The sequence below is a fragment of the Mitsuaria sp. TWR114 genome, from assembly GCF_007997345.1.
Genome location: NZ_VOSR01000269.1, coordinates 1 through 9,489, shown reverse-complemented (window position 1 = coordinate 9,489; position 9,489 = coordinate 1). Strand labels below are relative to the sequence as shown.

9 protein-coding genes are annotated in these 9,489 nt (G+C 64.3%); 8 read left to right on the top strand and 1 reads right to left on the bottom strand.

From position 1 onward, the window contains the following. The 7 genes from flhF to FUT87_RS11695 form a co-directional block, all read left to right on the top strand. The coding region (gene flhF, locus FUT87_RS11725; protein WP_147241125.1) for a flagellar biosynthesis protein FlhF at positions 1 to 1,033 on the top strand (1,033 nt) is incomplete at its 5' end. A 382-nt stretch (positions 1,034 to 1,415) separates the two neighbouring features. Continuing rightward, positions 1,416 to 2,237 carry a hypothetical protein gene (locus FUT87_RS11720; protein ID WP_091722436.1) on the top strand — a complete coding sequence of 274 codons (822 nt, stop codon included), beginning with the start codon at positions 1,416 to 1,418 and terminating at the stop codon, positions 2,235 to 2,237. A gap of 21 nt (positions 2,238 to 2,258) precedes the next feature. Beyond that, entirely contained in the window at positions 2,259 to 2,972 is a 714-nt protein-coding gene (locus FUT87_RS11715) for an RNA polymerase sigma factor FliA (protein WP_091725006.1), read from the top strand. 144 nt (positions 2,973 to 3,116) lie between these two features. Further along, positions 3,117 to 4,406 (top strand): methyl-accepting chemotaxis protein, encoded by a 1,290-nt coding sequence (locus FUT87_RS11710; protein ID WP_147241124.1) that lies wholly within the window; start codon positions 3,117 to 3,119, stop codon positions 4,404 to 4,406. 36 nt (positions 4,407 to 4,442) lie between these two features. Continuing rightward, on the top strand, positions 4,443 to 5,546 hold the full coding sequence (locus FUT87_RS11705; RefSeq protein WP_147241123.1) for a RelA/SpoT domain-containing protein: 1,104 nt from the start codon (positions 4,443 to 4,445) through the stop codon (positions 5,544 to 5,546). Between the two features lie 289 nt (positions 5,547 to 5,835). Then, positions 5,836 to 6,336, top strand: coding sequence for a hypothetical protein (locus tag FUT87_RS11700; protein ID WP_147241122.1), 501 nt, complete (start codon positions 5,836 to 5,838; stop codon positions 6,334 to 6,336). A 35-nt stretch (positions 6,337 to 6,371) separates the two neighbouring features. Then, a complete protein-coding gene (locus FUT87_RS11695) occupies positions 6,372 to 7,058 on the top strand; it encodes a GNAT family N-acetyltransferase (RefSeq protein ID WP_147241121.1) in 687 nt (228 codons plus the stop codon). Positions 7,059 to 7,077: 19 nt separating this feature from the next. Here the strand turns inward: FUT87_RS11695 and FUT87_RS11690 are convergent, their stop codons facing one another. Then, on the bottom strand, positions 7,078 to 8,250 hold the full coding sequence (locus tag FUT87_RS11690) for a Fic family protein (protein ID WP_147241120.1): 1,173 nt from the start codon (positions 8,248 to 8,250) through the stop codon (positions 7,078 to 7,080). Between the two features lie 334 nt (positions 8,251 to 8,584). Between FUT87_RS11690 and FUT87_RS11685 the strand changes: the two genes are divergently transcribed. Continuing rightward, on the top strand, positions 8,585 to 9,489 hold a 905-nt coding region (locus tag FUT87_RS11685; RefSeq protein WP_186830491.1), incomplete at its 3' end, for a DUF445 domain-containing protein.

Here is a 9,489-nt window from a genome sequence, read left to right as displayed (position 1 = left end):
CGCCGACCTGGGCGGCGTCGGTGGCGGCTTCGGCGGCCATCCGCTGAACGACATGCCCGCGTCGTCGCGTCGCGAGCAGGAAATGATGTCCGAGCTGCGCGCCATGAAGGGCATGATCGAGGAGCGCTTCGGCGCCCTGGCCTTCATGGAGAAGCTGCAGCGCCAGCCCGCGCAGGCCCGCCTGACGCAGAAGCTGCTGGACGCCGGTTTCTCGCCCGCGCTGGTGCGCAAGCTGGTCGAGGGCCTGCCGGCCCCGATGACCGAGGAATCGGAATCGCAGGCCTGGGCCTCGAACGTGCTGGCCCGCAACGTCCACACCGCCGAGCAGATGCCGGCGCTGGAAGACCAGGGCGGCGTGTTCGCGATGATCGGCTCGACCGGCGTCGGCAAGACAACGACGACGGCCAAGATCGCCGCGGCCTTCGCCACCAAGTACGGCGCGAGCCAGCTGGGCCTGATCACCCTGGACGCCTACCGGATCGGCGCTCACGAGCAGCTGCGCGCCTATGGCCGCATCCTCGGCGTGCCGGTGCACACGGCGCATGACCGCGCCTCGCTGGAAGACCTGCTGGAGCTGCTGGCCGGCAAGAAGATGGTGCTGATCGACACGGCCGGCACGGCGCAGCGCGACAGCCGCACCGCCGAGCTGCTGGACATGCTGGCGCACAAGAGCATCAAGCGCATCCTGGTCGTCAACGCGGCGCAGCAGGGCGAGACGATCGAGGACGTGGTCGGCGCCTGGCGCGGCGCGGAAGCGCAGGGCGTGATCCTGTCCAAGCTGGACGAGGCGGTGAAGCTGGCCCCGGCGCTGGACACGGTGATCCGCCACAAGCTGCGGGTGCTGGGCGTCACCAACGGCCAGCGCGTGCCGGAAGACTGGCATCGCCTGTCGTCGCAGGCCCTGGTGCAGCGCGCGCTGCGCAGCCACGGCCAGTCGGCCTGGCGCATGGACGCCTCCGACGTCAACCTGATCTTCACCGCCGGCTCCGTCGGCGCGTCGGCCGGCGCAGCCTCGCCCATGGGCCTGAACTGACCGAACAACACCCCCTCCTGACTCCCTCGCCCGCTTGCGGGAGAGGGTGGGGGTGAGGGTGGTGGCCGTCCCCGAACGCCTCGAACCTGGGAAGAGCCATGCTCTTCCCTTCTGTCGTTGGGGCTTTGTTAACCCGACGTTGCAGCATGGTGGTCAACTTGTCCTGTGCGCGACCCAGGCCGGCAACGGCCTGAAGTCGCCGGGCCAGAGGCAAGCGAGGGCGAAAGCGGCAGAGAAAAGCGGGGTGTTTCCCCCTTTCAATTCCGCGTCGAAGGGTGGCCCCCGGGGCGAAACTTCCGGTAACGGCTCCAGCAATGGCGCTTCTCTGTCAGAGGGAAACGACCGCTGGAACCCAACACGTAAGACGACACAGAGCAGCCCAATGCGCGATTTCAGCAATGCTCCCAAGGACCAGGCCGACGGCCTGCGACGCCTCTTCGCCACCGCGCGGGTGCGGGTGGTGCCGGTGGTGAGCAATCCGCATGTCATGGGCAGCGGCGCGCTGCTCGAAGGCATGTGCGCCGCCTTCGCCGAGCTGGGCCTGCACACGCTGGTGGTGGACGCTGGCGAGCAGGCCTCGGCGCCGTCCGACCTCGCGGCGGTGGACCTGGCGGCCTGCGTGGAGCCGCTGTCGGCCAAGGTGTCCTTCCTGGCCGCGCGCGGACTGCCGCTGCGCTACATCAACGCCAACGGCTCGGCCGCCCAGTTCCTGGAAGCGGTGACCGACGCGGCCCCGTTCGCGGACGTGATCCTGCTGCATGCCAGCGCGGCCGAACTGAGCCGCGTGCTGGTGTCGCGCGAGGTGCGTCCGGTGCTGCTGGCCGACACCGACGTGCAGAGCGTGACCTACGCCTACGCCGGCATGAAGTGGTTGACGCAGCGGGCGGGCCTGATGGTCTACAGCCTGCTGCTGGCCTGCAATCCGCAGCTGCGTCTGGCCGAGCGCATCGCTCAGCAGCTTTCGAGCTGCGGCGATGGTTTCCTCGGCGCCGTGCTGCGCGAGTGGGCCTGCCTGGATCCCCGCCAGCCGGTGACGGCGCCGCTGACGCACGAGATGCGTCACATGGCGCGCGAGCTGCTGCTGGCGTCGGTGCCTGGCGCGGCGCTGGACAGCGCCGCCGATGCGATGCCGCTGCGTCCGCGGCCGATGTGGCAGCCCAAGGCCGGCCGCGCCCCGCAAGGCGTGACCCTGGCTGCGCATTGACCCCGGATGGGAGACGAGACGATGTACACCGCCAAGGGTCAACTCGACAACAACTCGCTGATCCGCCAGTACAGCCCGCTGGTGCGCCGCCTGGCGCATCAGATGATCGCCAAGCTGCCGGCCAATGTGGAACTGGACGACCTGATCCAGGTCGGCCTGATCGGCCTGACGGACGCGCTGTCGCGCTTCGACACGGCGCAGGGCGTGCAGTTCGAGACCTTCGCGACGCAGCGCATCCGCGGCGCGATGCTCGACGAGCTGCGCGGCAGCGACTGGATGAGCCGCGGCAACCGGCGCCAGCAGCGCTCGATCGAGAGCGCGGTGCACAAGCTCGAGCAGAAGCTGGGCCGTCCGCCGCAGGAATCAGAGATCGCCGCGGAGATGGGCATCTCGCTGGGCGAGTACCAGGAGATGCTGGGCAAGGTACGCGGCACGCAGCTGGTCTATCTGGAGGACATCTCCGGGGATGACGACAGCGACGACTACCTCGACCGCCACGTCAGCGACGAGTCGGCCGATCCGATGTCGATGCTGCGCGACCACCGCATGCGCGAGGCGCTGGTGGAGGCGATCAAGAACCTGCCGGAGCGCGAGGGTTACGTCATGTCCATGTACTACGAACATGACATGAACCTGAAAGAGATCGCCGCCGTGCTGAAGGTGACCGAATCGCGGGTGTGCCAGCTGCACAGTCAAGCGATTGCCCGATTGCGCGTGAAGCTGCGCGACTGGTAAAACGGGCCGCACAGCGGCCGCAGTCCTTGTGGTCCAAACACCATGGGGGAGCGTCCGATGTGGGACTCATTGCGCAGGCGAGCCGGGAAGGCGTCGCCTGACGCGTCGGAGGGCGGCGCCGGGATCGGTCCGCGCGAGCCGACGATGCAAGGCAAGACCACCACCGTCGTCCGGGAACTGTCGGGCGGCGTGTCCAAACTGGGCCGCGACGCGGCCGAAGTCCGCGGGCTGCTGGAGGACACGCAGAAGGTCGTGACCTCGCAGGCGCAGGCGATGCAGGCGCTGGGCGCGGAGCTCGAGCAGGTCCGGCACGCGCAGGACGGCATCAACCAATCGACGAACCAGACCCGCGAGGCGGTGGGGCGCGCGCGCACGGCGTTGTCCGGCGTGGGCGACGAGGTCGGCGAGATCGTCTCGACGCTGCGGCTGGTGAGCGACGCGGCGTCGGAGATCACGAAGATCGCGCTGCAGACGCGGCTGGTCGCGTTCAACGCGTCGGTCGAGGCCAAGCGCGCCGGCGAGGCCGGACGCGGTTTCGGCGTCGTGGCGGACGCGGTGAAGGACCTGGCGGCGCAGGTCGAGGCGTCCTCGAAGGCGATCATGGGCACGGTGGGAACGCTCGATTCGCGGATCGAGAGCTTCAGCCGCGAGCTGCGGGCGGACGGCGCGGGAGGCGCCGCGCAGAGCAAGATCCACCAGGCCTTCGCGGATGTCGAGGTCGACGTGGACCTGATCGCCAAGTCCGCGCAGGAGAGCCAGGCGACGACGCAGCTGCTGGCGGCGCGCTCCGGCGAGCTGGGCGTCGAGATCCAGCAGGCGATGCGCAAGCTCGACTCGGCCTTCGCCTGCAGCGACCGCTTCCTGCGGCTGTCGGAGCAGATGATCGAGCAGATCGCGTCGAGTGGCGTGGAGGTCGAGGACTCGCCGTACATCCAGGCGGTGCAGGAGGCGGCCGCGGAGATTTCAGCGCTGCTCGAGCGCGCGGTGGCGGAACGCAAGATCGACGCCGCGGCGCTCTTCGACGAGCACTACCAGCCGATCGCCGGCACCGATCCCCAGCAGTTCACCACGCGCTTCACTCAGATCGCGGACCAACTGTTCCCGCAGGTGCAGGAACGGGTGCTGACTTTCTCGGACAAGGTGGTGTTCTGCATCGCGGTCGACCGCAACGGGTATGTCGCGACCCACAACAAGCGGTATTGCCAGCCGCAGCGGGCCGGGGATACGGCCTGGAACACGGCCAACAGCCGATATCGGCGGATATTCAATGACCGCACCGGGTTGGCGTCGGCTCGGAATCAACGGCCATTCCTCCTGCAAACCTACCGCCGCGATATGGGCGGCGGGAATTTCGTGCTACTCAAGGAGGCGTCGGCGCCGGTCACCGTTGCCGGGAGGCATTGGGGTGGGGTGAGGTTGGCGTTTGGGTTTTGATATATAAGTTTACGGACAAAATCGTGGGAGGGAGTCATGAAAGAACTGGAGTCCGTCGAATCATTATTGAATGCGTGCCGGATGAAGGAAGAAGTCTGGGTTGCTGCCGATATCGAGTTGCACCTCCTCAAGCAAATAGCGCAAGACCACATTGAACATCGGGAGCGGTTGACTGATTCTGCCGAATTGTTTGCGAAGGTCATTCAGCGAATTCAAGGCGTTCATTCGGTCAGATGGAGGATTAAAGATCCCCTGCATTTGATTGAGAAAATCGTCCGCAAGCGGGCGGAGAAAAGTAGAAAATATGCGGATATCGGCGTTCAAAACTATGCTGAGCGCGTGACTGATCTGGTTGGCGTTAGGGCACTCCACCTATTTAAGGAGGACTGCCTTGTGATTGATAAGCGGTTGAAAGAGACGTGGACGCCGGTAGAGAATCCGATTGCCTATGTCCGACAAGGGGATGTGAGCCTATTCTCAGATAATGATGAGTTTGATGTACGGAATCACCCCAAAGGTTATAGATCGATTCACTATGTGTTTTCGAACCAGCCGCATCAAAGGAAGGTCTTTGCCGAAATTCAGGTGAGAAGTATCTTTGAGGAAGGTTGGAGCGAAATTGACCATCGGGTGCGCTACCCAAACTTCTCAAATAGCGAACTGGTTGAGTACTTTCTCACCATCTTTAATCGAATGGCAGGAAGTGCCGATGAGATGGGGTCGTTTGTCAGGAAATTGGTTTCAAATATTGATGCGGTCGACACCCTAGTGTTGGCTGCTAACCAAGAAAAAGAGGCAGCGATCGCCACTATGGAAGCCACTCTCGAAGAGCTTGAGGCTCTCAAAGCGCAGGATGCGGATTCACGTCAGAAACTGACAGAGTTGCAAGAAAATTTGAAGAATATTCGTGCTCTCTATTCAAAGAAGAAGACGGAGCTGGATTACGCTTATCAGCGCCTCTTAGGGATTCCTGATTCGGATATTGAGAGGTACATTGGAAAGGGCGGCATTGCTATTGACCGGTTTGAGCAAATTAAGGAATTGTTCGAAGCTGAACTGGCTCCGCCGAAAACGGCGGCAGAGATGGCGAGGAGATATGGTTTGGGAGAGCATCTCTTGAGGAAGCCAAAAGAGAATTGACACAGGTATAAGGAGGTCTTGCTATCGATCTCTGTAGTCTAATGGCCGGTTGACACTGAGTCGGGTAATTCTCATGAGGCTAAAGCTCGGGAAAATAGGCATAGGTGCTCAAAACACTCATTACATGTGCCGCTGCAAGGCGGCCTCTCGCTATCCCCGTTTCACGGGCGAGATGGGCTTCTCCGTGAGGAAGGTCGCACGTGTGTGATGCGTGTTTTGACATCTCGCCCACCCTCCTTGATTGGTGACCGGTGGACGTCCCTCAACGTTGTTTATTGAAGGACTCCGAATGATCCCCGCTGAAACCATCCGCGCTTTGGCCGAAACCGGATTTCGAATCTCTGAGCAGATCGCCCTCGATCACATCGATGTCGAATTCGATCGCAAGAAGCTGCCGTTCAAGGCGAAGCGCCTGCGCACGCCGCTTCTGAGCCGTAAACCCTTGTGCGACGACACCGAATACACGCGCATGGTGCTGCGGGAGGCGTCCGTCATTCCGCCACGGCGCAAGCCGGCCGCTATGCGCGACAGCGATCCCGCTGAAGCGCTCCTCGATCCCTCGATCACCGTCGGCGCCGCGATGTTCAACGTGCGCGATCGGCTCACGCTCCTGGCCGCGCTGCTGCGCGATTCCATCGTCACGATGGAAGACCCGGACTGCCTGTGGGGGCGGATCCATGTCGCGAGCCGGGATCTCGTGCGGGAAGCGCTCAGCAATCTCGCCGTCGTCGAAATTGGCGCGCTGGAGGAGCACACTCGCCAATCTCATGGCGCGCTGCAAGCGGCGTGACGCCCCTCCATTCCTCTCACTGCCACCCCAGCCCGATGTTTTCACCGACCTCGCAAACCGCCGGCCTGCTTGACTCCGGCGTCCTCGAGCGCTCCGTTGCCGCTCAAGCCTGGACCTACGGCTGGGCGATTTCCCGGGATACGCCACCACCGATCCAGCGGGCCGGATATTGGGAAGTCCGCGTCGGAAAGCCGGAGCAAACCACGCGATACGTCCTGCCGCATCTGGATCGCGAGGTCCTAAAGCAACTCGTTGCCGATGAGCCCGCGGCCGGCATTTGGCTGAAGGTCTGCGCGCCGCTGGAGAGCGTGTCGCCGTTGCTCTCCAAGGACTGGAAGATCCACGCGCCGGAGTTCCTGATGAGCGTCGCGCTCGCACGCAGCGCCGAGTCGCTCGCAGCGGGTTACCGCGTCCATATCGAACGGGTCGGCGCGCTGCTGCGGGCGACCGTCCTCACCGAGGACGGCGACCTTGCGGCGAGCGGTCAAGCCGCTCTCGACGGCGCCTTCGCCACCTTCGATCAGATCGTGACCGATGAAGCGCATCGGAGAAGGGGACTCGGACGGAGCGTGATGGCGGCGTTGACGAATGGCGCGCTCGATCACGGGGCACGGCACGGCGTGCTGGTGGCGACCGAGGCGGGCGCCGCGCTGTATGCCGTCTTGGGCTGGGCCACGGTGTCGCCGGTCACGGCGGCTTCGATGCCGGTGGAGTTGGGCTGAGCGTTTCGTACTGACTCGATCACGCGACAACGGCGCGCGGAATGAACCCTTGGTCCGTCAGCGCCTTGATCACGCCGCGCAGCAGCGTGCTGTTGCTGAATCCGATGGTGTACTGACGCGCCTCCCGATGGGTGGGCTGGAGCATCCCGTTCGCGAGCAACTTGCGAATCTGATAGGTGCGCTGAGCCGGTGAACTCTTCGGCATGGCGTCGGCGAGGTCTGCCGACCTCACGACCTTCCGGAGAACGGCAACCCTCAGAACGCTTTCCTCTTGCTCGGTGATCCATTGCCGTTCGCGCGCGTGGGCGATCGCAGGAAGCAGGATCTCGGCCGTGAGGTTCCGGTAATCGGCCAAACGGTCGACCTTGTTCAACTCGTCTCTCACACCAGTCAACACATAGGTGCACCACGTCTCGAGCGCGGCATCCGTCCCCTGGTCTGCCAACGAAAGCATCGCGTAGTACTTCTCCCGGTCAGCGCAGAACACCGCCGCTGGATTCAATAGACGTCCGTCCTCAGCGGTCATTCGGAATCCGTACTTGATGAGGAGCGCATAGGTGAAGAGGCGCACAACGCGGCCGTTGCCGTTTCCGAACGGATGGATCCAGGCAAAGCGATGGTGCGCGAGGGCCACCTTCATCAGGTCGTACTTGCGCTGGTCGTCCCGATTGACGAAGTCGACCAACTCTCCCATGTAGGCCCCGATCCGGACGGCATCCGGGGGCGCGTGCTCGGACATCGCGATGCCGACCGACCCGCTCCGGTAGGTCCCTGGCGTCTTGTCGCCTTCGCGCTCCAGTCCATCGACCGTCATCGCGTGAAGACCGCGGATGAAGTGTTGGCTCAGCGCGGAGCCGGGCTCGAGCCCCGCGTCGATCTCGTCCATCGCATGCTCGATGTTGGCGATTTCCCGCAACGAGTCGATCTCTTGATCGGCACGTTGAAACGACGCAGGCCCCCCGAACTTGGTCTCCACGTAGTCCGCCAGCGTGGTGTGGTTGCCTTCGATGCGCGCGGAGGCGAGGCTCTCCAGCAGATGGAACACCTGCTTGAGTTGCATGAACACCATCGGCGGCGTCGTTCCGTTGAGCTGGAGTCGTCGCAGGTGTTCCAGGTCGGTGAGGACGTCCAGCAGCGGCGACGAGAAGCTGGGATTGAGGAGCCTCAGCGGATGGTCCAGAAAGGTCGCCATGTGTGGAGGAAGTGAAATGGGTGAATTCGATATGTTGAATTTGACGGGAATTCAGTAGTCGTGACAATGACTTGGCGATGTAGCCATCCAGCAGTAAGTTGAATCGCGTCGGAGCGGATGTTGAATCGATGGACCTGTGCCAGTCGGATTCCGCTCTGTTTGACGAGCACCCGGAGCGTGTCCGAAGCACCTTTTGCCCTGCGCTGGTGATACAAGGTCGCGTTCATCGCTCCGCCGGCAGGCTGCCCCAGGCATCAATCCTGCTGCCCCGTCGCCGATGCCCTTGATCGACTCCTCCGCGCCCCCCGACCCCCGCGCCGCCGACCTCCGCCGCATGAAGCTGGTCGCGCTGGGTTGCCTGCTGGCCTCGCTGGCCGGGTTGGCCGTCAGCCTCGTGATGGGGGCCCAGGGGCCCTGGGCCTGGCTCAAGGCCTTCTGCGAAGCCGCCGCCATCGGCGGGCTGGCCGACTGGTTCGCCGTCGTCGCGCTGTTCCGCCATCCATTGGGACTGCCGATCCCGCACACCGCGCTCATCCCGCAGGGCAAGCACCGCATCGCCGACAGCCTGGCCGAGTTCGTCCGGGACAACTTCCTGCATCCCGAGGTGCTGCTCCAGAAGCTCGAGATCCTCAACCCGGCCGAGCGCCTCGGCCAGTGGCTGCGCGAGCCGGACAACCTCGCGCAGGTCACCGGCTCCGTCCGCGCCATGGCCATCGAGGGCATCTCGCTGCTTCACGAGCAGGCGGTGCGCCGCGCCATCGGCGAGTTCCTCGTCGCACGCGCGCTGTCCTGGAACGCCACCGCCACCGCCGCCTCGGTGCTGGACGTGCTGACCAAGTCGGGCCGTCACCAGGACGTGCTCGACGGCGCCTTGTCCAAGCTGCGCGACTACCTGGCCACGCCCGAGGTGCGGATGCTGGTCGCCGCGCGGCTGGTGAAGTTCGCCCGCGCGCAGTGGCCGAAGGCGACCTCCCTCGTCGACACGATCGCCAACGTCGACAAGATGGCCGACAGCCTGTCCGACAAGCTCGCGCTGCAACTGGTCGAGGAAGTGCAGACGGCGCTGTCGCAGCCCGATCACTCGGTGCGGCGGCAGTTCGATGACTGGATCCACGAATTCATCGAGCGCCTGCGCCAGGACCCGGAGTTCGCGCGCGAGGTGAACGCGATGAAGGACCGCGTCGTGCAGAGCGACGACGTGCGGGCCTACCTCGACGGCGTCTGGACGGAGGTCCGCGC